This is a genomic window from Novosphingobium aquae (genome assembly GCF_037572715.1).
Lineage (GTDB): Bacteria > Pseudomonadota > Alphaproteobacteria > Sphingomonadales > Sphingomonadaceae > Novosphingobium > Novosphingobium aquae.
In genome coordinates, this window is sequence record NZ_JBBHJY010000001.1 from 350,770 (window position 1) to 372,969 (window position 22,200).

27 protein-coding genes are annotated in these 22,200 nt (G+C 63.1%); 3 read left to right on the forward strand and 24 right to left on the reverse strand.

Annotated elements, in window-relative coordinates; all coding sequences use genetic code 11:
* Positions 1-2: 2 nt before the first annotated feature.
* The 23 genes from WG900_RS01915 to WG900_RS02025 form a co-directional block, all read right to left on the reverse strand.
* Complete coding sequence (locus WG900_RS01915) at positions 3-137, reverse strand: GpE family phage tail protein (protein ID WP_339965305.1); 135 nt, start codon at positions 135-137, stop codon at positions 3-5.
* Positions 134-538 (reverse strand): phage tail assembly protein, encoded by a 405-nt coding sequence (locus WG900_RS01920; RefSeq protein ID WP_339964270.1) that lies wholly within the window; start codon positions 536-538, stop codon positions 134-136. The genes WG900_RS01915 and WG900_RS01920 overlap by 4 nt, the downstream gene beginning before the upstream one ends.
* Before the next feature lie 89 nt (positions 539-627).
* Positions 628-1,134, reverse strand: coding sequence for a phage major tail tube protein (locus WG900_RS01925; protein WP_339964271.1), 507 nt, complete (start codon positions 1,132-1,134; stop codon positions 628-630).
* A gap of 54 nt (positions 1,135-1,188) precedes the next feature.
* Positions 1,189-2,313 carry a phage tail sheath subtilisin-like domain-containing protein gene (locus WG900_RS01930; RefSeq protein WP_339964272.1) on the reverse strand — a complete coding sequence of 375 codons (1,125 nt, stop codon included), beginning with the start codon at positions 2,311-2,313 and terminating at the stop codon, positions 1,189-1,191.
* A 24-nt stretch (positions 2,314-2,337) separates the two neighbouring features.
* Entirely contained in the window at positions 2,338-2,715 is a 378-nt protein-coding gene (locus WG900_RS01935; RefSeq protein WP_339964274.1) for a GPW/gp25 family protein, read from the reverse strand.
* Positions 2,712-3,263, reverse strand: a complete 552-nt coding sequence (locus tag WG900_RS01940; protein WP_339964276.1) for a phage baseplate assembly protein V — start codon at positions 3,261-3,263, stop codon at positions 2,712-2,714. The genes WG900_RS01935 and WG900_RS01940 overlap by 4 nt, the downstream gene beginning before the upstream one ends.
* Before the next feature lie 60 nt (positions 3,264-3,323).
* Complete coding sequence (locus WG900_RS01945; protein WP_339964277.1) at positions 3,324-3,728, reverse strand: DUF1353 domain-containing protein; 405 nt, start codon at positions 3,726-3,728, stop codon at positions 3,324-3,326.
* Positions 3,725-4,303 (reverse strand): DUF4376 domain-containing protein, encoded by a 579-nt coding sequence (locus tag WG900_RS01950; protein ID WP_339964278.1) that lies wholly within the window; start codon positions 4,301-4,303, stop codon positions 3,725-3,727. The genes WG900_RS01945 and WG900_RS01950 overlap by 4 nt, the downstream gene beginning before the upstream one ends.
* A 2-nt stretch (positions 4,304-4,305) precedes the next feature.
* A complete protein-coding gene (locus WG900_RS01955) occupies positions 4,306-6,357 on the reverse strand; it encodes a phage tail-collar fiber domain-containing protein (protein ID WP_339964280.1) in 2,052 nt (683 codons plus the stop codon).
* A complete protein-coding gene (locus WG900_RS01960) occupies positions 6,357-6,890 on the reverse strand; it encodes a phage tail protein I (protein ID WP_339964281.1) in 534 nt (177 codons plus the stop codon). Before WG900_RS01960 ends, WG900_RS01955 begins: the two co-directional genes overlap by 1 nt.
* Complete coding sequence (locus WG900_RS01965) at positions 6,883-7,791, reverse strand: baseplate assembly protein (protein ID WP_339964283.1); 909 nt, start codon at positions 7,789-7,791, stop codon at positions 6,883-6,885. Before WG900_RS01965 ends, WG900_RS01960 begins: the two co-directional genes overlap by 8 nt.
* A 78-nt stretch (positions 7,792-7,869) precedes the next feature.
* Positions 7,870-8,571, reverse strand: coding sequence for a hypothetical protein (locus tag WG900_RS01970; RefSeq protein ID WP_339964284.1), 702 nt, complete (start codon positions 8,569-8,571; stop codon positions 7,870-7,872).
* 60 nt (positions 8,572-8,631) lie between these two features.
* Complete coding sequence (locus tag WG900_RS01975) at positions 8,632-9,087, reverse strand: phage virion morphogenesis protein (RefSeq protein WP_339964285.1); 456 nt, start codon at positions 9,085-9,087, stop codon at positions 8,632-8,634.
* Positions 9,087-9,599: a phage tail protein gene (locus WG900_RS01980; RefSeq protein ID WP_339964286.1), complete on the reverse strand. Its 513-nt coding sequence runs from the start codon at positions 9,597-9,599 to the stop codon at positions 9,087-9,089. Before WG900_RS01980 ends, WG900_RS01975 begins: the two co-directional genes overlap by 1 nt.
* A complete protein-coding gene (locus tag WG900_RS01985) occupies positions 9,583-10,155 on the reverse strand; it encodes a hypothetical protein (protein WP_339964287.1) in 573 nt (190 codons plus the stop codon). Before WG900_RS01985 ends, WG900_RS01980 begins: the two co-directional genes overlap by 17 nt.
* Positions 10,152-10,337 (reverse strand): hypothetical protein, encoded by a 186-nt coding sequence (locus WG900_RS01990; RefSeq protein WP_339964288.1) that lies wholly within the window; start codon positions 10,335-10,337, stop codon positions 10,152-10,154. The genes WG900_RS01985 and WG900_RS01990 overlap by 4 nt, the downstream gene beginning before the upstream one ends.
* Positions 10,338-10,347: 10 nt before the next feature.
* The gene (locus WG900_RS01995) at positions 10,348-10,890 is read right to left on the reverse strand and encodes a TIGR02594 family protein (RefSeq protein WP_339964289.1); all 543 of its coding nucleotides are present in this window, start codon (positions 10,888-10,890) and stop codon (positions 10,348-10,350) included.
* Between the two features lie 157 nt (positions 10,891-11,047).
* Positions 11,048-11,245 carry a hypothetical protein gene (locus WG900_RS02000; RefSeq protein WP_339964290.1) on the reverse strand — a complete coding sequence of 66 codons (198 nt, stop codon included), beginning with the start codon at positions 11,243-11,245 and terminating at the stop codon, positions 11,048-11,050.
* 2 nt (positions 11,246-11,247) lie between these two features.
* Positions 11,248-11,457 carry a tail protein X gene (locus WG900_RS02005; RefSeq protein WP_339964291.1) on the reverse strand — a complete coding sequence of 70 codons (210 nt, stop codon included), beginning with the start codon at positions 11,455-11,457 and terminating at the stop codon, positions 11,248-11,250.
* On the reverse strand, positions 11,454-11,933 hold the full coding sequence (locus WG900_RS02010) for a head completion/stabilization protein (RefSeq protein WP_339964292.1): 480 nt from the start codon (positions 11,931-11,933) through the stop codon (positions 11,454-11,456). Before WG900_RS02010 ends, WG900_RS02005 begins: the two co-directional genes overlap by 4 nt.
* A gap of 124 nt (positions 11,934-12,057) precedes the next feature.
* Positions 12,058-12,843 (reverse strand): phage terminase small subunit, encoded by a 786-nt coding sequence (gene gpM, locus WG900_RS02015; protein ID WP_339964293.1) that lies wholly within the window; start codon positions 12,841-12,843, stop codon positions 12,058-12,060.
* A 170-nt stretch (positions 12,844-13,013) separates the two neighbouring features.
* Positions 13,014-14,144, reverse strand: coding sequence for a phage major capsid protein, P2 family (locus WG900_RS02020; RefSeq protein ID WP_339964294.1), 1,131 nt, complete (start codon positions 14,142-14,144; stop codon positions 13,014-13,016).
* A 48-nt stretch (positions 14,145-14,192) separates the two neighbouring features.
* Positions 14,193-15,017 carry a GPO family capsid scaffolding protein gene (locus tag WG900_RS02025; RefSeq protein WP_339964295.1) on the reverse strand — a complete coding sequence of 275 codons (825 nt, stop codon included), beginning with the start codon at positions 15,015-15,017 and terminating at the stop codon, positions 14,193-14,195.
* A 155-nt stretch (positions 15,018-15,172) separates the two neighbouring features.
* On the opposite strand from WG900_RS02025, the gene WG900_RS02030 reads away from it, so the two are divergent.
* From WG900_RS02030 to WG900_RS02040, 3 genes are all read left to right on the forward strand, one after another.
* A complete protein-coding gene (locus WG900_RS02030) occupies positions 15,173-17,029 on the forward strand; it encodes a terminase large subunit domain-containing protein (protein WP_339964296.1) in 1,857 nt (618 codons plus the stop codon).
* Entirely contained in the window at positions 17,026-18,069 is a 1,044-nt protein-coding gene (locus WG900_RS02035; protein WP_339964297.1) for a phage portal protein, read from the forward strand. Before WG900_RS02030 ends, WG900_RS02035 begins: the two co-directional genes overlap by 4 nt.
* 153 nt (positions 18,070-18,222) lie before the next feature.
* A complete protein-coding gene (locus WG900_RS02040; protein WP_339964298.1) occupies positions 18,223-19,053 on the forward strand; it encodes a DNA adenine methylase in 831 nt (276 codons plus the stop codon).
* Between the two features lie 74 nt (positions 19,054-19,127).
* Here the strand turns inward: WG900_RS02040 and WG900_RS02045 are convergent, their stop codons facing one another.
* A complete protein-coding gene (locus WG900_RS02045; RefSeq protein ID WP_339964299.1) occupies positions 19,128-22,040 on the reverse strand; it encodes a class I SAM-dependent DNA methyltransferase in 2,913 nt (970 codons plus the stop codon).
* Between the last annotated feature and the right edge of the window lie 160 nt (positions 22,041-22,200).

Sequence of the window (22,200 nt, forward strand, 5' to 3'; positions counted from 1 at the left end):
CGTCAGTCTTCCTCAGCCGCGTAGGCCTTGTTCCATCGATCGACCGCCAGTTCGTGCCAGATCGCCAGCTCCTCGAATGACAGTGCGGAGATTTCCGACAGCGGCCAGTGGAATATGAAGGCGATGGTGGCGATCAGCTGGTCGACGTCTCCGAATCGATTGCGCCCATGACCTTGGCCAGCAGAGCCCGGTCCATCTGCGACATAAAAAAACTCTGGATCGTGCCGGTCATCGCTCCGAGATCAACCGGTTCGAGCTTTTCGCATTCCTGCTGGCTGAGCGGTGGCACGGTGATGCGGGGCAGCAGGGCGAGGATGTTGTTGACGTCACCCTGTTGCAGCGCCTGCAGCTGCAGGCCGCGCATTTCACCGGCACCCGGCTTGCGCAGGTGGACGGTGCTGATCGTGGTGCTGCCACGCTGGATCGGGGTTTCGAGCGGGATTTCTTCCAGCTTCGGGCCGGTTGGCGCAGGGCTGGGTGCTGAAGCAGGAGCGGCCAGATCGGCGGGCGCTTCGGCAGAATCGGTTGCGGATTTCATTTGCGGTTTTTCCTCAGGGCGCGCGGTTGTTCTGGTCTCCGCCTGGCCGGGAACCGCGTAAACCCGGCCAGACGAAGTTGAGAACAGCGCTAGCTGCCGAGGGCGGCGCGGATGTCGGCCCAGCGGTCGATGCCGCCAGCACGGTAGACACCGCCGACCAGATCGATGGCGAACAGCTCCTCGCCATCGGCGGTGAGGGTGTAATAGCTGCAGACCGTCTTGATCTTCAGTTCGGTATCGTCGCCGGTCTTGGCCTTGCCGAAGTCGATTTCCTGATGACGGCCGCGAACCACGGCCTCGATCGTGGAGACCGCGCCATCGGCGTCGGACTGATAGGCACCGATGAAGCGGAGCATGGCTCCATCGTGGGTGACCAGCCCGGCCTGCCGGACAACGATCGAATCGTGGCCACCGAGCGACCATTCGAATTCGATGGCCTCCAGACCGTTGTCGATCTTGACCGGACCGAGCATGCCTGCACCGCGCCAATCCTCCATGGAGTGGGCGATCTTGGGCAGGGTGAGTTCCTTGGCGATGCCGAGATAGCTGTTGGCATCGTTGAAGAGGCGGAAATCCTTGAGCTTGCGAGGGAACATGGCAGCGGGCCTTTCGTGAAATCAGGGCAGGACGGGTTGGGACCGGGCTGGCGATCAGCCCACCAGATCGGCGAAGCTGGCGTAGTAGCGATCGGTGATGCGCTGGTTGAGCGAGAGGCTTTCCAGCGGCGAGCAGGGGGTGAAATCGTAATCGATGACCAGCTTGCCCGCTGCCAGATCGGCTTCGGTGTTGAGCGCGGAATCGTACCAGGCCTTCGCGCCGATCAGGCGACCCTGACCGATGAGGCGGCGGAAGTTGGCGTTGATCGTTTCGATGATGTCGCGGATCAGCACGGCAGTCAGCGGCTTGTCGATTGCCCAGAGCAGGCCGCTGGCCATTTCATCCTGCAGCACCTGTGCGGTGCGGACCGCGCTTTCGAAAGCGAACAGCGGCTCATCACTGCAGGTGCGGTTGCCCCAGAAGCGGAAGCCGTCCTGCCGGATGATCGTGGTCACATCGCCGGCATTGAGCAGGGCAGCGTCGTTATCGTCGCTGTTGATGTCGAAGAAGATCGGGACATCGAGGCCGGTGATGCCATCGACCGCGACGTTGGACAGGGTCTTGTGCCAGCCCATGTCGGTATCGATGCGCGAGCGCAGGCCGAGAGCGCGGGCAACAGCATCGCCAGCGAATGCGGCATCGGTGGCGGGCCAGAGCAGCATCAGTTCGCGGGCGCCGAAGTTCTCGCGGTAGTCGGTCGCGGCGGCGACATCGGCACCGATCGCGGCTGCATAGGCCATGCCGCGCAGCTTGCGGGCGGTGGCGGCAAGCGCGGTTGCGACGGCCTGCACATCGAGCGCCGGGGCACCGAGGATGCGAGGAGTGACGCCGAGTTGCGACTGCGCGCCGAGCAGGGCTTCAACACCGGCCTCGACCAGGACGGCCTGATCTTCCGGATCGACATCGACCGCGACGCGGCTGACCACGACGACAGGGCTGCCCTGATCGGCAATGGCCTCGAGCGCTGCCTTGAGCGTGCCGGTGGTTCCTGCCGTTTCGATGGCGGCGCGGATGTTGGTGATGAGCGTGAGCGCGCCAACCGGGAAAGCTGCGTCGAGCGCCACGGTGGGCGCGCCAACTGCGGCGCCGGCGGTGGCGACAAGGCCGATGATCGACGTCGACGCCGCCTTGAGCGCGCGGGTTCCGGTGGTGAGTTCGTTGACCTTGATGCCGTGCATTGGAAGGACTCCTTGGGCTTGAAATCAGGCAGCGGCGGGCGAAACGCCGCCGTTGCGGATGGGAATGGACAGGGTGACGCGGCTGTTGGGCTGGGGAAGGTCGGCGCGTTCCCCGTCGATGGTTATGGCGGCGGTGCCCGTGGCACCGTCCTGCATGTCCAGCGCCACGCGCAGGATGCGTAGGCGCGGCTCCCAGCGGCGAATGGCGAGCGCGCTGGCGGCGTAGATCAGGACGCGCGTCGCAGCGTTGAGGGGCTGGTCGATCAGGTCCGCAAGGAACGATCCGTAATCGCGGCGCATCACCCGGCTGCCGATCGGCGTGGAGAGGATATCGCCGATCGACTGCGCGAGGTGGGCATTGCCGCTGAGCGCCTTGCCGGTGGTGCGGTCCATGCCGTTCATTCTGGCGCTCCCGTATGGGCCGCGCCGGCCTGGACGCCGGGATGGGTGTGGTTCTTGAGGCTGATTCCGTCTGCGATCACATCGGTGCTGGCGGTGATCGTGCCGGTGACTTCGACGTCGCCGGTGATCGTCACTCCGCCATCGGCCACGATGGTCAGCTTGCCGCCAGCGGGAAGGGTGACATCCGCTTCGCTGGCATCGGGATCGTAACCGAATTCGGCACCGTCATCGAAGGTGAAGAAATGGCGTGCGGCATCGCCGGGAGCAGGAAAGGCAGTGGAGTACATGCCGGGGACAAAGACGGCCTGGGCAATATCACCGCCCGGCGCGAAGAGCATGCCCTGCTCGCCCTCGGTCGGCGGCGACCAGACTCGCATACGGCCGGCACGGAAGCCGCCCCACGGGATATCGGCGCTGATGACGTCTTCCCCGTCCGGATCGCCGTAGGCCACCGTGCAGGTGCGGGCTGCGAGATCAACCGACGCGCAGCGACCGAGGCGCAGAACCTGCGCCACATCGCCCACAACGTCCGGATCGGAAACAGCCATGACGCATGCCATGCCGAACCTGCGCGCGGATGCGAGCGCGCGGCTCCGTTGCCGGGGCGGTTACGGTGCGGAGAGTGGCGCAGGATCAGGGCGCAGTTTGCGGAATTCACGCCAGCGGGCCCAAAGGCAAACAGCCAGCACCATGGCGGTGCGGGTGAAGCGCGGCACTCCTGCGACGCCGAGCGCTTCGTCGAAGATGTCATGGGCGCGGGGATCGCCAATCTCAAGCAGCCAGTCATGGATCAGGCCGGGTTTCGCCATCCGTCCGGCGATCGGCACGAACGGACGGGCGATGGCAGGGATCGAGCAAAGGTCCGTGCGGAAGCCGGCCGGCACGGTGACGACATCGCCCGAGCCGAGATGTCCCACCTCATATGTGAAAGCCTGGTGCACGCGAAACACGCCGCGTCCGCCCCGTTCTTCCGGCTCCGCAACCAGGATGAGCTGGGCGGTGAAGCTGCTCATTCCGGCCAGCCGTCTTCCAGATCGATTTCGGCAAGGGCTTCGGCATCGGGGGCAGTGAGGATTTCAGTGGTGAGTTCATCCTCCCGGTCGAAGCAGGCCCGGACATAGGCACCTACGGCATCGCCGATGTTGATGATCGTCGCGGCGTCGAAGGTGACAAACAGGCCCAGAGCGATCTTCCAGCGCAGCGAGAATGCCGGATTGGCGGCGGCGAGAACATAAGCTGAAGTGAGCTTGGCCTGGCTTTCGCGATCGGTCGGGACCGGTGCGCCGCCGACCATCGTTCCGCCCACTTCATGTTTCCAGCGAATGTCGGCCAGCGCTTTGAGTTGGGCGGTTTTCAAATCGTCCAGAGAGGGAGCCGGGGCGGACCATGCCTCTGATGTGATCAGCCATTGCGGCGCATCGTAGATCGCGAATTGCCCGTCTTCCAGCGGTGGTGGCTGTGTTCTTGTCCAGCCCTGCGGGCAGCCGCCATCGACCTCGATCAGGCGGGAGGTGCCAGTCCAGTAATTGTCCGGCCCGAGTTCGAAGATTTCGAGCGGATGGACGGGTGCGTCAGATGGATCGCTCATGTTCAGGATGCCCTAACGTAGTGTGGAGAGTTGCTGGTGCCGGGGAGCGGGCCAATATCCGGCACGATGAATTCGGTGCCGGTGGTATAATCGTAGACCGGCGTCGTGTGGCAGACGCTGTATGTCGGATTGACGATCATGATCACGCCGCCGCCGTAAGCGATGCTGGATCCGTTGAGCGTGTTGCTGCCCGCCTCATTTGGCCCGCGCAGCTGCATCATCAGCCGCATGTCCGAGTGGAGATAGGTCAGCGGTGTCGGATGATTCGACATCGCTGCCATGGTTACGATGCCGGACGGCAGTACAGCTGCCCTGATGGTATCGGGCGAGCTTATGCCGATGCCCGCCGCACCGTTCCCCGTGCCCAGCGGATAGGAGGCCGGCTGAACAACGGTCCAGGTGGTTCCGTTCGTGGACTTGGCGATGTCACCATAGCCAAGCGCATGGTTGCAGACCGCATAAAATGCGCCGTCGCACAAGGCGACGAAGGGATAGTCCCCCTTGAGGGCCGAGGCAGCAAGCGTCCATGTCACGCCATCGGTCGAGGTGTAGATGTAACTGAGACTTGCGGTCGGATCGTAACAGGCAAAGACCCATCTGCCGGCAGCGTAGACGATGTTGCCAGCGTACCAGTTTCCGGGCGTCGGCAGGGTGCACAGCGCCCAGGTGTCACCGTTGTTCGTGGAAAGCTGGGCGCGAATCTGGCTGCTGTAATAGCCGATTGCGACAACCTTGCCGGCGCCGTCGCTGGCCACGCTGTTTATCCGCACCCCTGCCGTGAATACCGAGGTACGGGCGGTGAAGGCGGTTCCCAGGGCAACGGAATTGGTCACGGTATTGCCATCGCCGACGCTGACATATTTCGTGCCGGTCCAGCACATATCGCGCGTGACGCCGGTCTGGTTGACCGTAGCCGCTGACCAGGTGGCGCCGCTGTTGCTCGAATAGTAGCTGCCGGCGCTCGCTCCAGAGCCCAGGGTGACCCAGTTTCCGTTGACGTAGCGGAGCATGTTGACGCTGGCCCCGGGATTTGTCCGGGCGGTCCATGTCAGGCGCGGCAGCAGGCCCAGTTTTGCATAGAGCGCGGGGTACGCGCTTTGCAGATAGCTGGCACCGTCGCACTTGATCCAGTTCGATCCGGGCGCGCCGGAGATCGCCAACACGCTGCCGATGGGAGGGGCAATCAGGGCGTCGGTTATCGCCCTGACAAATGCGGTCGTTGCAATCGAGGTATCATTGTCACCCGGTGCGGGCGTCGGCGCTGTGGGGTTCCCGGTGAAAGCCGGGCTGGCCAGCGGGGACTTAAGCGCCAGTGCAGCCGTTACCGTGGCGGCGAAGTTCGCATCGTCGCCCAGCGCGGCTGCCAGCTCATTAAGCGTGTCGAGCGCCGCGGGCGAGCTATCGACCAGGGCGGCGAGCGCAGCGGCGACGAAGGCCGTGGTGGCAATCGAGGTATCATTGTCGCCCGGGGCGGGCGTCGGGGCGATCGGGTTGCCGGTGAAGGCCGGGGAATCGATGGGAGCGGCGCCCAGATTGTTGCGGGCGGTGGCGGCATCGGCGACATCGGCAAGGTTCTGATCGATGCGCAGGAAGGTGGAAAGGCACCATGCGCGCGTGGCCAGTACCAGCGACGGATCGATCACCAGCGTCACGTTTGCCGCGCTGCTCACACGCAGTTCGGCATTGACGATCATTTCGCGGGTTGAGCCATCGACGGCGAGCGGCTTGAAGGTCGCCGGGAAATTTCCGTAAGCGAAGAGATCGCCATCATCATCGAAGATGCCCAGCTCGTGGACCATCCAGCCCCCGACATCGGAGGGCAGTACGGCTTCGGCAATGACGACAGTGGGCGCGCCGGGCTTGACCGCGAGCGAGCTGATATCGCCGCGCCAGCATTCGTTCACCAGTTCGGTTTCAGCCCCGGTCGGCGCTGCCACCGCCGCACCATCGCCGTCGCCCACCGCGAATTCGGTGAGCGTGACGGCGGCACCGCCAGCCTGTGCCGCAGCGATCTTCGTTGCACCGGAAACGGTGAGCTTCATCATGAACGGCATTATGCGGGCTCCGCTGTGATGGTGACGACTTCCCCGCTCCAGACGGCAGCGCCGATGAATTCGTCCGCGTAGCTCTTGGCGAGGATGTCGACGCCGGTGATGTGGCTGCGCAGGTTCTTTGCGCCATTGGCGATCGAGACCACCTGATCGAAGGCGGCTTCGCTGGGGATCGGCTCCTGATCGACGGTGATCAGGCCTCGGAAGGTGTAGGGATCTGCCGGCGGATCTTCCTGCCACCATTCGGTGATCGAGATTTCCAGCCCGAGCGGTTCAAGCGCTGCCTTCAGCGCACCGATCGTGCCTTTCTGCTCATGCACGGCCCGGCTTGCGGCGAGGACGGCGCGCTTGCGTTCCTCGGTCCAGCTGGCGTCCCATTCATCGACCGAGAACGCCCAGGCCAGCCACGGCAGGGCGGATGCCGGACAAGTTTCCGGGTTCCACAGCCGGTCGATCGGAACGGCAATATCGCCTTCGAGCGCCAGCGACAGGGCGCGCTCCTGCGGCGTGGCGTTTGGAGGGAGGAGATCAGACATCGGTAGCGCCGGCCAGCGTCACGGTGATCGCGTCGGCAAAGCTGGCCTCACCATCGGTGGCGACGATATCGGCAACGGGCGCGGTCAGGTTGACCTTCTGGACACCGGGTTGGTGCAGTGCGGCATAGAGTCCGGACAGGGTAACGTCATAGCCGATGCGGTGCACTGCGGCGGCATAGGCAGCGGCGGCAGCTTCAGCGGCGGCGCGCACAACTTCGGCATCGGGGCCGGGGTACATCACCAGTTCGGCGACGATGGAATAGGTGGTGACATCGGCGGTGAGCACCGTGACGTTATCGGTGAGCGGGCGGACGGTTTCGGCGGAAAGCGCGGCGGTGACCACGTCGATCAGGTCACCGTCCGCCGAGCCGTCGCCTTCGCGCGACAGGACGTAAACGGTCACCTCACCCGGATCGGGGCTAACAGCCTGGATATCCTTGACCAGCGCCGATGCGCCAAGGCCGTGGAAGATGTAGCTGCCTTCGCTGCCGGCGGTTGTGTAGCCTTCGGGTGCGAGCTGGATCCGCTGGCGGAAATTGGCATCGCTTTCGTAAGTCGGCAGCACAGGGGGCAGGGCCTCGACATCGCCGGGATCCAGCGTCAGGCGGACAACGCCGCGCGTTGCGCCGATGTGATCGAGATCGGTGCCGGTGGCGAAGGCGAGCATCACCGCGCGGGCGGCATCGTTGACCCGGGCGCGGATCAGCAGTTCGCGGTAAGCGGCGACTTCGAGGATCTTGTAAGCCGGATCGCTTTCCACCAGCGCATCGAAGGTGGCATCGCGGGCGCGCAGATCGGCCAGCATCGCGGCAAAGATGGTCTCGAAGTCGAGCGCTTCGACAACATCGGGCGCGGGAAGCTGGGAAAGATCCAGCGTCGAAATGGCGGAGGTGCCGGGCATGGCGACAGCAAATGGTCACCCCCGCGCGCGAAGCCAGCCCGGCGCGCCGTTGCCGTGGTGGTTACGGGGTGAGGTGCTTTAGGCGCGCTGCCGAGTTACAGGTCCAATAGTTGCATGAAACGAAGGTCGACCATCTGAGCTGCCGATGGGCATGAGGATAATCATCTGATTGAAGCGATCGCTGAGAAGATTAGTAAATTCTGCAATTACGTAGTTATCTTCTCCATTTTTAAGATTGCCCTCAGGTATTATCATAGTCGCATCCCGTTCATGGTCGATGAAGTTGTGATGCGTGCTCATGTTTGTAAAAGTCTTGAGGGTTAGAAAGTGGGCTGGTTGACCGCGATTGACCAACTCCAAAACGAACACGCGACCGTCCGCATTATCGACGAACACTCCACTTGAGACGGAAAAACGAGCGGCTGATTTAAGCGCTTCTCGGTCCTCATGACTCTGAGCAATATTCGCCTGAAGGGCGACGTCCTTTTTCGCGATGTCCACCAATTGGCCATGATGCCTAACGGTCTTCTGAAGCTCTTTGATCTGCAACCGGAGTTCGGATCCCTGTTGGAAATAGCCTAAAACCAGCCACAAAAATGCAAGAGGGCTGAAAATGCCTCCCATGACAGCTGCGAACTCATAAGGTTGCATGTCCCAAAGCGGATCCCAAGCTGCGCCAGCGAATCCCACCAAAACGACAATGTAAACTAAAGTCCCATAGAGGCCGAACCTCGTCAGTCGCTTGGCCATCTGCCGTGACCGTTGATCTTCAATTTCCATGAGCCTGCCCCGTTCCTGCTCGGAGTTTAGGCCAGCGACACCCATCGGTCCAGTTGATGCTCAATCGCCGGCAAGGTGCTTCAGCACTTCATCGACAAACAGCTCCTGCTCCTTGCCGAAGCCGAGCAATTCGCGGGCCTGATACTTGGTGCGGATGACGCGGCCCGAGGGCGTCTTGCCGACGAAGCCTTCCAGCCCGTGGTGGTGGACGGCAGCCGTACTTTCGACCAGCGGATTGGAGAAGCGGAGTTCGCCCATATCGGGCGTGGTGCGGATCTTCAGGCTGGAAGCCTTGCCGATGCGGCGGAACATCTTGCCGCGTTTTGCCCGGCCGGTCTTCCGCGCGGCCATCTTGCCGCCTTCGGGAGTGGCGTTGGCGGCGATGCGCTGGGCATTGGCGCGGCGGGCGAAGCGCATCAGCTTATCGACCAGGTTCTTGCGTTCGCGCGGCTCCACCGCGTCCATGATCTCGCGTAGGAAGGGCTCAATCGCTTCGAGGCCGGGGGCAGCGGGCATCAGGCTTCGGGTTCGTCGGGCACGATCTGCACCGGATTGAGGCCCGGTGCCCAGATTGATTTCAGCAGCGGGCCGGAGGGCAGCAGCGGCGCGGCATCGGGGAACAGGGGATCGGGCTCTGCCGCCACGCGCATATCGAACCCGCCATCCTCGCGCCGGGTGACGCGCACCGGCTCAGTAAGGGCGAGGTCGAAGCCGAGATCGACTTCATCGGCGCTGACCAGGTCAACCTCGAAAGGGATGGCGGCGGCGCTGTTGGCGGGGCTGAGCAGATCGGGCTGCTGGGCGCGGAGCCAGTCGATCAGCGTGACCCAGATCATGATCGAGGGCAGGGTCCATCCGGTGATCGAAACGCAGAGCTTGTATTCGACCGTGAAGTTCAGGTTATCCGGCCCGGCGTGACAGCGCACGTGGCCCTGGTCGACCCACATGGAGAGGTTGGTGGCATCGCGGGCGAAGGCATCGGGGAATGCCTCTGTCAGGCGGGCGCGCAGGCTATCGGGTTTGAGCATGGATCAGTTCCCGGTCTTCGGCCACGCCTTGACCAGCAGCTGGCGGATCATCTCGCATTCGGCGAGGGCCAGTGCGTTTTCCACCAGTGCTGCGCTGACTGCCGCCCGGCCCGCCGTGCCATCCGGCGAGGGCTGGATCGGCACCGGCGCGCGGCAGGGGAGCAGCGCCTGCGCCGGGATCGGCGGGAAACGCTGTGCTGGCGGCGGCGGCGACACCTTGATTGACGGTGCGCAGGCCATCAGCATCAAAACAGACAGCAGCGCCGGCAGGGCTTTGGCCATAACGGACGATTTCACGGGTGGTTTCCTCTCGGATGGTGCGCAGCGGGCCTTCGCGCCACTGGATGAAGCCGAGACTGGCTTCCTGCCCGCGCGCAAAGCCGAGTTCGAATTCGTCGGCGGCGCGGCGCTCCGCCTCGGCACTGGCGGCAGCAACCTGGCTGGCGAGTGAGGCGCGGCCTTCCGCATAGCGGGCATCGCCGAAGCGGGTGATGCCCAGCCACAGCGCAAAGCCGATCAGCAGGACTGCCGCGCCGCCCGCCAGCCATTTGTTCATTTCAGGACGCTCGCCGCGTCGGCCTTGGAACCGCTGCGCAGGAATGCGGCGGTGATCGCGGCCCAGATGGCATTCATGGCGTTGGTGGCATCGATGTTGGGGACGACATCCCACCCGGCGAGCTCGGCAGCGGCAATGGCAATGGCGAGGGCGCACATGGCATAGGTCTTGAATCCGGACACGGCAGTTCTCCTAGGCTTCGTTGGACGAGACGGTGCCCGTGGCCGCGAGCCGGAAGGGCAGGACGCTGGCGGGCTGATTGGTGTAGGGCGGGCGGCGCGCGGCAATGCAGCGCGCCTTTTCGATGCGGGTGATCGAGACGCGGTTAGACTGGTTGCCGCCCAGCACATGGTAGCAGGTGGCATCCTCGCCCACGTAGAAACCGACATGGCCTCCGCCGTTGCGCACGAAGACCAGCACATCGCCGAGCGAGGCCTTGTCGGCCTTGCTGCCGAAGCTGGCCCAGTTGCGCGCCCAGAGCGGGGCCTTGACCACGGGCTTGCCAGCGCGGTGACAGACGATCGCGGCGAACAGGCCGCACCACGGGATATCGTCATCGGCATAGCCGGTGATCGGGACGCCGGCGGCGTTGAGTTCATCGCGCCAGCCGATGATGGTGCGGTTGCTGCCCTTGCCGACGACTTCCTGCACACCCAGCAGAGCGAGCGCGCATTCGATGGTGCGCGGCAGGGTGATGGCGAGCAGCCAGCGATAAGTTTGGGGGACGTCGATCATGCGGCGGCTTCCTTTTTCGGGCTTACGGGCAGCGGAGGTTTTTCCCGGCGTGGGGAAAAACCCCCGCTGCCGGGTTCGGCCTGCAGACGATCCACGGCAGCGCTCAAGCTGGCGACAACGGCATCCAGCCGTTTGCTGCTTTCGGAACGCGCGCACATCACTGGTCACCCCGGCGCGTGCGGTTCTGCTCGATCGTGGCGGTGAGGCGCTCGAGCGCCGTGGCCAGTTTGACATCGGTCTGGACGCGCTCGGTATCGATCTTGTCGCGGCGCATCTGCTGCCAGATCAGGTAGCCGACGAAAGCACCTGCCGGGCCGAAACCGGTGATGATCTGCGAGAGGATTGAGGCTTCCAAGGTCAGCTCCAGAGCTTCACGGTTTCGCGAACCGGCGCGGCGGTGGTTACGGCGGGCAGGGTGATGACGACGCCGGCGGGCAGGACAGCCCCGCGCGCGGCAAGGCCGGGGTTCAATTCCAGTGTGGCTTCGGTGAGCGCGGCAGTGCGGCCAAGGTTGCGCCACAGCACCTGATCGACAGTGTCGCCATCGCGGGTGGTGGCCGTATTCATACCAGGTCGACCATGGTGCCGGTGCCGCCGGTGATCGCGCGGATGGCGCGGACGGCGGAGCAGCGGAAATCATCGGCCATGTCGGCGCGGGCCTCGGCGCGATCGGTGCCGGTGGCGGTGGCAGTCAGATCCAGATGGCGATCGGCCAGTTCGGCGGCGGCATTCATGGTGACTGCGCGCAGGAACAGGACAACCAGTTCGGGATCGCCGTTCACCACGCGGTCCGGGGCGACGGCGGCGAGGCTGGCCTTGCCGGCATCGGCCTGCACGGTCTGCCATGGGCTGAGTTCCTGCGTCACTTCGACAACCGCAAAGGCGATGGCGGCAACAAGACGATCGTGCGGAATGGTGGTGCCGCCCAGCCGGATCTGGGCGCGGACGGCGTTGACGTCGATATCGGGCCACCACGCGCCGGTGGTGACCGTGCTGTCATCCGGGGAAGCGGGAGCGGGAGGGGTGGAGATCAGGTCTGTCATTTCGTCCGGTCCTGATCTGCCTTTCTTGCCCCTGAATTTTTACGGGGGGGTGAGGTTCGATGAAGGTGGGACGGGGCTGAACCGCCTTCATCTTGCCGCCCCCCCGAGCGCCGTGGGGCGAGCCTTATTCGGTTACAGCTGGTTTCTGCTGATCTTCAGGCACCAGCTTTTTTGCTTCGCGTTCAAGCTGTTCGATCTGCTTTTTCACGCCAACTTTCGGATCGAGGCGGATAGCCTCACGCAGGGCAGCGAGCGCGGCATCGACCAGCATGGCCTTGCCGCCGGCAGCTGCGCTTTCGGTCGAAGGATCGAAGCTATCTGCTTGAAGCGACCAGCTTTCACCGATGGCGCGCTGGACGCGGGCCATGGTTTCATCCTTCACATCAGGCACCGGGTCGGGACCGGGGCGGATGGCGAGCAGGGTATCGTGCGGGACCGAGCCGGGATCGGCCAGGGCAGCATCGGACATTTCACTGAGCAGCACGCCGCGCGGGCTACGGTGGAAGCGTTCGGGCAGCTGCAGGCCGTGGGTGTTGATGTGGTTGAACAGATCAAGGCCCAGCGTCCATTCGCGAATGTCGAGCGACCAGATGAAGCAGGTGACGACGATTTCGTCCTGCGGTGCAGCGCCTTCGATCGTGGAGGTGAGGACACCTTCGATCCACGGCATGTAACCCTTGATCAGATCGCGCTTGAGCGCGACCTTGGCATCGGTCGACTGGATGTCGTGGAGACGGCGGAGGTCTTCATGGAGACGTGCGAGCAGCGACTGGTATTCGCTGGCGACCGGGCCTTCTGACGGCATCGGCGGCGCGGCACCGGCGCGGGCGGCATGTTCAGCCAGCATGGCACGGGTCGACTGGCTGGCGAGTACGCGCTGGCGGTGGGCGAGGGCGGGGCTGAATGCCATGGGTGCGGTTTCCTCTGTGAAGTGAACCCCGCTCTATCCGGCGGCGGGGGCCGACTCTGGCCGGGGGGATGAGGTATGTCCTCACCCTGATCCCCGGCCGCTCGGCTCTGCATCTGGCTCTTGCGGTGCCGCCCCGGATGGCAGGTCCCGCCGTCAAAGCCTCTCGGGGGTTATGGTGCTACGCGGGCAGGCGCGCCGCCGATGACGATGTTTTCGACCAGGGTCACCAGTTCGTAATCCTCGACCACGTAATCCATGTTCACGGATTCGTAGTTGGCCACGCGATCGTATTCCGGTTCATCGACCAGACGGCGGCGGCGGGTGCCTTCCTGCAGGTAGATCGCCAGGTTCTTGAGCGTGGTGATCAGCAGGCCATTGGCCGGGAAGAACGACACCTGCACCGCGGGCAGACCGCCAAGGGTCTTGGTCGAACGCAGGATGCGATCGGTGGCCTCGACTTCGGTGGCGGTGGTGCCGGTGGTCTGGGCAATCGAGAAGATCTTGTCATCGACCAGATCGGCACCGACGATGACCACCAGATCGGTGCGGTTGCGGTGCCATTCGGGCAGGAGCCGCTTGGCATCGAGCACGAGGGCATCGAGCGAGGAGTAATCGGCCACGGCATGGGCCGAACCGCCGACGGCATCGTGGGCGGCAGCGCCATCGAACAGTTCGACGCCGGCCTTGACGTAGATTGCCTTGAGCGCGGCGTTATTAGTACCGTTGGTCTTCACCGTGAGGCCGCCGTCGTTCATCACCTGCGCCGGGGCAGTATCTCGGATCTTGAACAGCCAGCCTTCGGCAAGGTCTTCGAGCATCGGGTTGTCTTCGATGTCCGTTTCTGCCGCGCGTTCGACGCCGTTGAAGCCCGCCATAATCATGTCACGGCCCTGCTGCTTGAGGATCGCCATGGCGACCAGGCGCTCGAAGTCCGGCTTGTGCCGCCATGCATCGAGCTTGTCGTAGCGGCGCGACCAGTCGAAATTGGTCTGGAGGCAATTGTAGGAGTTGGTCTCGCCGTTGTCGGTCGGATCGGTCGGGTGGCGGCGGACATTGCCCGAAGTGTTCGTGCGGCTCGCAATGGGACGCGACGATTCAATGCCGAGGGTCTGCCCGCTCTGCTGGGTGACGTTCTGGATGCTGATCTGGCCAAGGAACTCGATCGATTCCTTGAGCTTCTCTTCGAGCTTCTGTTCGATCACCGGCGCGACCGCGAAGGTTCGGGTGGTGTTCGCCACCCCGTTGAGCTGCGCGATGGTGCTCAGATAGGTGGTGAAGAGCAGGCTTGTCTTGGGATGCATGGGTTTGATCCTTGGCGATGTTGGACGGCGCGCGGCTAAAGGCTGGGGTCAGAATTCCGCGCGTGTGTTCTGGCCGGTCTGGCCATCGGCCGGCGGACGGCTGTGGTGATTGGGGTTGGTGGTGGCTTCGACCTTGTCGTTCAGCGCCTTGAAATCGGCAGTGACCTTGCCGAGCTGAGCGGTGAAGGCGGCGGACTGGTCTTCAAGCGCCTTGGCGAGGACATCGCCGACCTTGCCGAATTCGACTGCGAAAGCGGCCAGATCGGTATTGCCCGCCGGGTGGGCTGGCGGGGTTTCGACCTTGGGCGTCACGCCAGTGAGCAGTTCGGTGAGCTTCGAGAAGAAGCCCTTCACTTCGGTGGCGGCGGCTTCGACCGTTGGTTCTTCGGCCTCCGGCTCCAGCTCTGCCGCTTCGCTGCCGGTGAGGGCGATGGTGCCGGGCAGGACGCGGTTGAAGGCCAGGCGATCGGTGGCGACCGAGGCGGGGCTGTCAGTCAGCGCGCAGCCCATGAGGTAGGCGTAGCCCTTGCCCGCGAAGTTTGCCTCGATCTCGATCGAGGGATAGACCTTCTGCTTGGCCTCATTCAGCTTCTTCGCATCATCGGTGACATCGAAGACACCGTACAGACCGAGGCGCTTTTCCTTCTTGCCGTTGAAATCAACCTCGACTTCAGCGGTGGAGAGTTCGAGCACGTCGCCATAGGCGCGGAACGGCTTGTCGCCGGAGATCCCACGGATGTGCTCGATATTGAGCCGGGCACCATAGGTCTTCGGGTTGTAGCTGGAGGCCATTTCCTGCAGCATCTTGTCATCGATCGAGCGGCCATCGACAGTGGTGCCGGCGGTGGCGAGCAGGAAGGGCTTGGTCTTCATCGTGATCTCCAGGACAGGACCGGGCAAAACCGGATGGGCTGTTGTGCCCGAAACGCCCCATCAGACCGGCCTCTGACAAGGCGCGCGCACCGTAACCGGCGCGGCAACGGAGCAGGGGCCATCCGGGAGGCCGGGGTCTGTGACATTCGCAGGCCATGGCCACGCCCACCGTCAACAGCAGCGCAGTTTCGCCGCCCGTGCCGTTCGAGGCACGGCGCGCGGCGCGCTCGCTGTACTGGCGGGGATGGTCTGTCACCCAGATTGCCGAGGAGCTGGGGCTGAGCCCGAACACCGTGGCCAGCTGGAAGAACCGCGGAAAATGGGATGCGGCGCCCAGCCACGTGAAGGTCAACGATGCTATCGAGGCGCGGCTGTGCATGCTGATCGCCAAGGACGACAAGACCGGCAAGGACTTCAAGGAAATCGATCTGCTGGGCCGGCAGCTGGAGAAGACGGCGCGGGTGGAACGCTATCGCGGAGGTGGATCGGAGAGCGATCTGAACCCCAATCTGCGCAACCGGAATTCCGATGAGGCCAAGGAAAAACGCGCTGCGACGGTGAAGGAAAAGCGCCGGAATTTCTTGACCGAGGAACAGTGGGAGGCGCTGGAAAAGGACTTCCACGACAACCTGTTCGATCACCAGAAGCTGTGGTGGGAACACCGCGAGGACCGCCAGCGCAAGATCAAGAAATCGCGCCAGATCGGTGCCACCTGGTACTTCGCCCGCGAAGCGATGATGAAGGGCCGGGAGAGCAGCCTTGCCGGCGAGCCGCGCAACCAGATCTTCCTTTCGGCATCGAAGCGGCAGGCGCTGATCTTCCGCCGCTACATCGTTGCCTGGGTGCGCAAGATCACCGGCGTAAACCTTGTCGGCGGGCTTCAGGATGCCCCCATGCTGATCGACATGGGCGAGGGCCACGAGCCGATCGAGCTACACTTCCTTTCGACCAGCAAGGCCACCGCGCAGGGCGAGCATGGCGATTTCTATTGCGACGAATTCTTCTGGATCCCGGGGTTCCGCGACCTGAAGCGGGTGGCCAGCGCCATGGCCACGCACACGATCTACAAGCGCACCTATTTCTCATCGGCCAGCACGGTCACGCATGAAGCCTTCCCGTTCTGGAATGGTGATGAGTGGAACGAAGGCCGCAAGCGCGAAGACCAGCGCGATTTCGACGTTTCTGCCGCCGCCCTGGCGAAGGGCCGGTATATGCCGGACGGCAGCTGGCAGCACATGGTCACCATCCAGCAGGCGATCGCCGGCGGTATGGGCAAGTTTCTCGACGAAGCCGAGCTGCGCCAGCAGTACAGCGAGGACGAATTCCGCAACCTGTTCGAGTGCGAGGAAATCGACGACACGGCGAGCTGCTTTCCGTTTGCCATGCTCAATCCCTGCCGGGTCGACAGCTTCTATCGCTGGAAAGATTTCAAGCCGGCCGAGCAGCGCCCGTTCGGCAGCAAGCCGGTGTGGATCGGTTACGATCCGGACAAGGGCGGGCGTGACGGTGCGGCGCTGGCGATCGTCGCCCCACCGGAAAAGGTGGGCGGCAAGTTCCGCCTGCTCGAGAAGATCGGCCTGAAAGGCATGGACTTCGAGGCGCAGGCCGATGCGATCAAGCGGCAGACCACCAAATACAACGTCGCGGACATCGGCATCGACACCAGCGGTGCAGGGCAGGCGGTGTGGGAGCTGGTCTGCAAGTGGTTCATGGCCGCGCGCCGGATCGATTACAGCGTTTCGACCAAGGCGGCGCTGGTCATGAAGGGCCAGAACGTGATGCGCCGGGGCCGCTTCGAATACGATGCCGGGTGGCATGACGTTTCCAGCGCGCTGATGGCGATCCGGCCCGGCCTGACCAAGGGCGGGCGGCAGGTGACTTACGCCTCTGGTCGGACCGCCGCGCACGGCCATGCCGATATTGCCTGGGCGCTGCTTAACGCCCTGATCAACGAACCCCTGGACGCCAGCGAGGCGGGCCAGTCGACATCCAGCGTGGAGTTCTTCGAATGAGTGAGACGGTGCCGGCAGTGGCGAGCAACGATGCAGGATCCTCGATCGAGGTCTTTGCCTTTGGCGATGACGTCAGCGTGATCGATGGCCGTTCGGCCTGGGGATACTTCGAAGGGATCTGGCGCAATGCCGACTGGTACGAGCCGCCGGTTTCCTTCGTCGGCCTGGCCAAGTCTTTCCGGATGAGTGCGCACCATGCCAGCGCAATCCGGTTCAAATTGAACCTGCTACGCCGCCATTTCGTGCCTTCGCGGTGGCTGGATGCCGATACTCATGACCGGCTGGCGCTGGACTTCATGCAGATGGGTAATTTCTTTGCCGAAGCGGTACCGAACATGGGCGGGCGGGTGCTGCGCTATCGCCACAGTCCGGCACTGCACACGCGCGTGGGGGTGACGGCAGGCCGCTATTTCTGGGTGCGGCCGGACGTGTTTGGCGGATCGATCACCGGGCAGCACGAATTCGCAGCCGGGACGATGTGCCACGTGATGGAACCGGACGTCGAGCAGGAGATTTACGGCGTGCCCGCATGGCTGGCGGCGCTGAATTCAGGCCTGCTGAACGAGAGCGCCACCCTTTTCCGCCGCCGCTATTACATCAACGGCGCGCACGCCGGCTTCGTTTTCTACCTTTCCGAAGGCTCGATCAACGAAACCGATGCCAAGGCGATCCGCGACAAGCTGGCTGCAGCCAAAGGCGTGGGGAACTTCAAGAACCTGTTCATCCATGCCCCGAACGGCAAGAAGGACGGGGTGCAGATCATGCCGATCGCCGAAGTGGCGGCGAAAGACGAATTCGCCGGGATCAAGAACGTGACCCGCGATGACCTCCTTGCCGCGCACCGGACGCCGCCCCAGCTGCTGGGCATCATCCCCCAGAACAACGGCGGCTTCGGCGACATCCGCAGTGCCAACGATGTCTTCTTCCAAAACGAAATCGAGCCGATCCAGTCGCGCATGTTGCAGATCAACCAGCATGCCGGCCTGCCCGTGGTTCAGTACCGGCCCTATGTGCCGATGCTGGGCGCGGGCGCGGCCTGATCGACCGAGACCCAGCCCCCGCCGGGTAAGGCGGGGGACCGGGCGCGGCAACGCCCGGCCCCGATGAACAGCGCTCATCTTGTCCCAACCGGTCCCGCCATGGGGCCAATCCGCCTGCCGACTCGGCGCCGGAACATTTATGGAACAAATGCGATGTTGTCGAATCCCAATAACAGCAGTTTCTCGCTTGAGCCCGTTGCCACGGTGCGGCCTCTTGCGCCGTACATCGGTGGAAAGCGCATGCTGGCCAAGCGCCTGGTCGGCATGATCGGCGAGGTGCCGCACCGGACCTATGCCGAGGTCTTCGTTGGCATGGGCGGCGTGTTCTTTCGCCGCGATCACAAGCCTACTGCCGAAGTGATCAATGACTGGTCGGAGGATGTCTCCACCTTTTTCCGGGTGATGCAGCACCATTACGTGGCGTTCCTCGACATGGTGCGGTTTCAGGTTTCGAGCCGGGCCGGGTTCGAGAAGCTGGTGCGACAGGATCCATCGACCCTCACCGATTTGCAGCGGTCGGCGCGGTTCCTTTACCTCCAGCGTCTGGCCTTTGGCGGGAAGGTGAATGGCCGGCACTTCGGTGTGAATGCTGCTGCGCCCGCGCGATTTGATATCACCAAGCTCGCGCCGATGATCGAGGCGGTGCACGAACGGCTGGCCGGGGTGGTGATCGAGCGGCTGCCGTGGAGCGAGTTCATCGCCCGCTATGACAGGGCGGGGACGCTGTTCTACCTCGATCCGCCATACTACGGCTGCGAGCGGGACTATGGGCCGGGCATGTTTGATCGCGGCGAGTTCGAGGCCTTGGCCGAGCAGCTGCGCAGCATCGCCGGGCGCTTCATCCTGTCGCTCAATGACCACCCGGATGTGCGAAGGATTTTCGCGGGCTTCACCCAGCACGAGGCAGAGGTGCTCTACACCGTTGGCGGCACAGACAAAGCCAAGGTCGCAGCCGAGCTGATCATCACAGAGGGAGCGCGATAATCCGGTAATCTAGTGTCGCTCGTAGAGTGACGAGGGCGTTGTGCCGTCCGGTGGGCAACCGCGAAACACAACGCTCAATCGTTTATGGCCCGCTCCTGGTTGAGCCGGAACAGACGGGCGAGAATTTCGTCGTCGGTCAACAATCCGGCACGGAAATCGTCGCCCCAGCCGTAGGCTTCGGCCACCGCTTCATCGAGCGCGCGGTGGGCGTGGTCCAGCCATGCGGGGCGGGCGTTGTAGAGGTTGGTGAGGGTGCGCTTGGCCAGTTCCTTTGCCGCCGCTTCGTCCTTGGGGAGGATGCGGACGGGATAGCCGGGGACGACCTCGGGCTCGCGCACGACAAGGTCCGCCGGGTTGAGCCAGTTCTCGCGCAGCTCGTTCAGCCGCGCGGCGGCAACGGCGATGGCTTGCGCACGAGTATCGCCGGCATAGTCGGCGGCGGGGATGTTCGGGGTCAGGCCCTCGGGGAAGGGAAAGGTTTCGAAGGTGGTGGAGGGTGTGTAGCGGGGGCGATCTTCCAGCGAGGTGCCCATGCGCAGAGACCACAGTTCGTGGAAGCGCGAATGGAGGATGCCGAAGGTAGTGTCATCATCGCGGGCGATTACAATGACCAAATTCTCTGGAAGAATCTGTTTGTGAAGCCAGATGAATATCCGATGCTTGGCGACCATCGCGGTTCCAACGTAGCGATCAATCGGCTCCAGTGCTGCATACATCTCGGGTCGCGGACGCTCATAACGCCACCACCATTCTCGATTTTTCTCAGTTTTGCTTTGTTGGCGCGCGGGGTAAACCTGCTCAAGCGCAAGCTCGAACGGGCCTTCATACAGGGATGCGGTTTGCAAATCCGAGTTTGGACCAAAGTCCAAAATCCATCGATCTGTTGGCCGGCGCACAACTTCAATTCCGTTAGCAGACCGCTTGACAACATCACTGTTTGGCCGGCCGTTCGGATTCCCCCGACGACATAACAATGAACGCGCTTCGTCGCCCGAAATATCGAAAGGGCCAGATTTAGTTACACCCATAAATGATAGGGATTGATTGGACCTGAGGCCCATCGCGTAGGTCAAATCGACACCGGACTTATGATTTGCCAAGTCCGGCGGGATTTGTGTGATCTCGCTACCATTTAAAATGACATGTCCGCCGCGCTTCATATCAAAGCAAACCAAAGAAACCCGCACAGCTGCACCATCAACTGTCCAGCCCTCATCGCTCCATGCTTCGAAAATTCGGCCGTGCTCTACGATCGGTTTAAGCACTTCGCGGTTAGCGCCTCCCCGGATAGAGTTAGTAGAAACCAGACCGGCGCCGCGCAACTTTCCAGCCAACATCCGGTCCCATGCTCCAGCAAACCAATAGCAGACCAAATCCACCCCACCCGGCACTTGCGGCCACGCTTTGCGGAGCGCCTTTGTGTAGTCCTCGCCCAGTTCGGTAATCATCTTCTTGTTGCCGAGAAACGGCGGGTTCCCAACTACGACGTCCGCCTGGGGCCATTTCGCGCGCTCGCCGGTCGCTTCGTCCAGCACAGCGTCTCGGTTCTCAATCGTATCGAGATTCCGCAAAATCGGGTTCTTCGCCGCATCAAAGCCATTGCGGCGCATCCACTGGATTTCGCCGATCCACACAGAAACCCGCGCCAGTTCGGCGGCATAGGGGTTCAGTTCGATCCCCAGCACGCATTCCGGGCCAACTGCTGGGCTGGCCTTGTCCAGTCCTAGTGTTTCGGCATCAATGTTTGCCTTGTGCTCAATGTCCTTCAGCGCCTTGAGTGCAACATACAGGAAATTTCCCGACCCACATGCCGGATCGAGAACGCGGAACTCCTTAAGCCTCACAAGGAATTGGTTCCTGAGGCGTTGTGCTTCCTTATAGGCCGTCTCTTCGGCCCTGCGCGCGGCCGCATAGACCTTTTTTGCTTCACTCTGCTTTTCAGGTGTCCGCGCGCGGGCCACTTCAACCTTTGCCATTTGGACTTCAATCAGAGCTTTTGTTTCGGCCCATTCGGCCTCGAGCGGGTCGATGATAACCGGCTGGACGATCATCATGATCTTCTCGCGGTCGGTATAGTGCGCGCCAAGCTGGCTGCGCTTGGCCGGGTCCAGCCCGCGTTCAAACAGGGTGCCAAGGATTGAAGGATCAATCTGCGACCAGTCACGCTGGGCGGCGCGGAAAAGGTCTTCCACATCGTCGCGCGTGACGGGCAGGGCATGGTCGTCCTGAAACAGCCCGCCGTTGAACCAGTCAATCCGCTGGAAGCCCACCTTGCCGTGCGGCTGCGACATCGCCCCGAAAAGCGTGCCGCAATGCTCGGCAAAGCTTGCCGGGTCGCTGCGGCACAGGTCCAGCATCTTTGTGAACAGGTTATCGGGCAGCAGGCCAACGTCTTCGGCGAACATACAGAAGACCAGCTGGTTGACGAAGTGGGCAACCTGGTGGGCCTCGTGCCCACGATCGCGAAGGCGCTGGGCAAGGCCGGCAAATTCGCGCGCGGTCTCCTCGGTCAGCGCTTGCCGGGTCTTGGTCGGCTTGAAATCCTCAGGGTCAGTAAAGGCGCGCTTCAGCTTTTCGCGCGATTGCCCGTCGAGCAGGTCTTCTAGGGTGAACTCGTGCACCTCCTGAACCGTGTTAGTCCAGTTCGTGTGGATACGGATGCGATCCATATCGGACACGATCAGCAGCGGCGGGCTATCTAGCGCACCGGAGTATTGCAGGAGCTGGGAGAACGCCTTGTCGAGGTCCTTGCGCGGCCCTTTGTATTCCCACGCGAAGCAGCCCTTACGCCATACGTCGGCCCAGCCGTCCCCGCCGCCGGTCTTCTTGACGCCCTTTTCGAAGGTAAACCATTCGCCCTTGGGATCAGCGGCGGTAGGTTCATCGATCTCCAGAAGACGGCAAAGATCAAGGAAGTGGCTGTGAGAGCCTGTCCGCTCCTTAACGTCAACCTGGCGCCATTTGGCGACGAATTCATGCGGGGTCATATCGACAGCATAGAGGTGGGTAGGCTCTGGGGGGAAGTGTTTATCTATGCCCTGCGCGCCGCGCTGTCCCCCACGCCACGCCCTCGGCTTTCATACCTATATTTTGCGCAGATCGGTGGCCGGCTGTGCGGGCGGTCAGGTGCCCAGCACCTAGGTGTGC

Excerpts from the sequence above, each read along its gene's own strand:
- WG900_RS01920 (WP_339964270.1), bottom strand. The coding sequence starts at position 538 with ATGAAATCCGCAACCGATTCTGCCGAAGCGCCCGCCGATCTGGCCGCT.
- WG900_RS01925 (WP_339964271.1), bottom strand. The coding sequence starts at position 1,134 with ATGTTCCCTCGCAAGCTCAAGGATTTCCGCCTCTTCAACGATGCCAAC.
- WG900_RS01930 (WP_339964272.1), bottom strand. The coding sequence starts at position 2,313 with ATGCACGGCATCAAGGTCAACGAACTCACCACCGGAACCCGCGCGCTC.
- WG900_RS01935 (WP_339964274.1), bottom strand. The coding sequence starts at position 2,715 with ATGAACGGCATGGACCGCACCACCGGCAAGGCGCTCAGCGGCAATGCC.
- WG900_RS01940 (WP_339964276.1), bottom strand. The coding sequence starts at position 3,263 with ATGGCTGTTTCCGATCCGGACGTTGTGGGCGATGTGGCGCAGGTTCTG.
- WG900_RS01945 (WP_339964277.1), bottom strand. The coding sequence starts at position 3,728 with ATGAGCAGCTTCACCGCCCAGCTCATCCTGGTTGCGGAGCCGGAAGAA.
- WG900_RS01950 (WP_339964278.1), bottom strand. The coding sequence starts at position 4,303 with ATGAGCGATCCATCTGACGCACCCGTCCATCCGCTCGAAATCTTCGAA.
- WG900_RS01955 (WP_339964280.1), bottom strand. The coding sequence starts at position 6,357 with ATGCCGTTCATGATGAAGCTCACCGTTTCCGGTGCAACGAAGATCGCT.
- WG900_RS01960 (WP_339964281.1), bottom strand. The coding sequence starts at position 6,890 with ATGTCTGATCTCCTCCCTCCAAACGCCACGCCGCAGGAGCGCGCCCTG.
- WG900_RS01965 (WP_339964283.1), bottom strand. The coding sequence starts at position 7,791 with ATGCCCGGCACCTCCGCCATTTCGACGCTGGATCTTTCCCAGCTTCCC.
- WG900_RS01970 (WP_339964284.1), bottom strand. The coding sequence starts at position 8,571 with ATGGAAATTGAAGATCAACGGTCACGGCAGATGGCCAAGCGACTGACG.
- WG900_RS01975 (WP_339964285.1), bottom strand. The coding sequence starts at position 9,087 with ATGCCCGCTGCCCCCGGCCTCGAAGCGATTGAGCCCTTCCTACGCGAG.
- WG900_RS01980 (WP_339964286.1), bottom strand. The coding sequence starts at position 9,599 with ATGCTCAAACCCGATAGCCTGCGCGCCCGCCTGACAGAGGCATTCCCC.
- WG900_RS01985 (WP_339964287.1), bottom strand. The coding sequence starts at position 10,155 with ATGAACAAATGGCTGGCGGGCGGCGCGGCAGTCCTGCTGATCGGCTTT.
- WG900_RS01995 (WP_339964289.1), bottom strand. The coding sequence starts at position 10,890 with ATGATCGACGTCCCCCAAACTTATCGCTGGCTGCTCGCCATCACCCTG.
- WG900_RS02005 (WP_339964291.1), bottom strand. The coding sequence starts at position 11,457 with ATGAATACGGCCACCACCCGCGATGGCGACACTGTCGATCAGGTGCTG.
- WG900_RS02010 (WP_339964292.1), bottom strand. The coding sequence starts at position 11,933 with ATGACAGACCTGATCTCCACCCCTCCCGCTCCCGCTTCCCCGGATGAC.
- gpM (WP_339964293.1), bottom strand. The coding sequence starts at position 12,843 with ATGGCATTCAGCCCCGCCCTCGCCCACCGCCAGCGCGTACTCGCCAGC.
- WG900_RS02020 (WP_339964294.1), bottom strand. The coding sequence starts at position 14,144 with ATGCATCCCAAGACAAGCCTGCTCTTCACCACCTATCTGAGCACCATC.
- WG900_RS02025 (WP_339964295.1), bottom strand. The coding sequence starts at position 15,017 with ATGAAGACCAAGCCCTTCCTGCTCGCCACCGCCGGCACCACTGTCGAT.
- WG900_RS02030 (WP_339964296.1), top strand. The coding sequence starts at position 15,173 with ATGGCCACGCCCACCGTCAACAGCAGCGCAGTTTCGCCGCCCGTGCCG.
- WG900_RS02035 (WP_339964297.1), top strand. The coding sequence starts at position 17,026 with ATGAGTGAGACGGTGCCGGCAGTGGCGAGCAACGATGCAGGATCCTCG.
- WG900_RS02040 (WP_339964298.1), top strand. The coding sequence starts at position 18,223 with ATGTTGTCGAATCCCAATAACAGCAGTTTCTCGCTTGAGCCCGTTGCC.
- WG900_RS02045 (WP_339964299.1), bottom strand. The coding sequence starts at position 22,040 with ATGACCCCGCATGAATTCGTCGCCAAATGGCGCCAGGTTGACGTTAAG.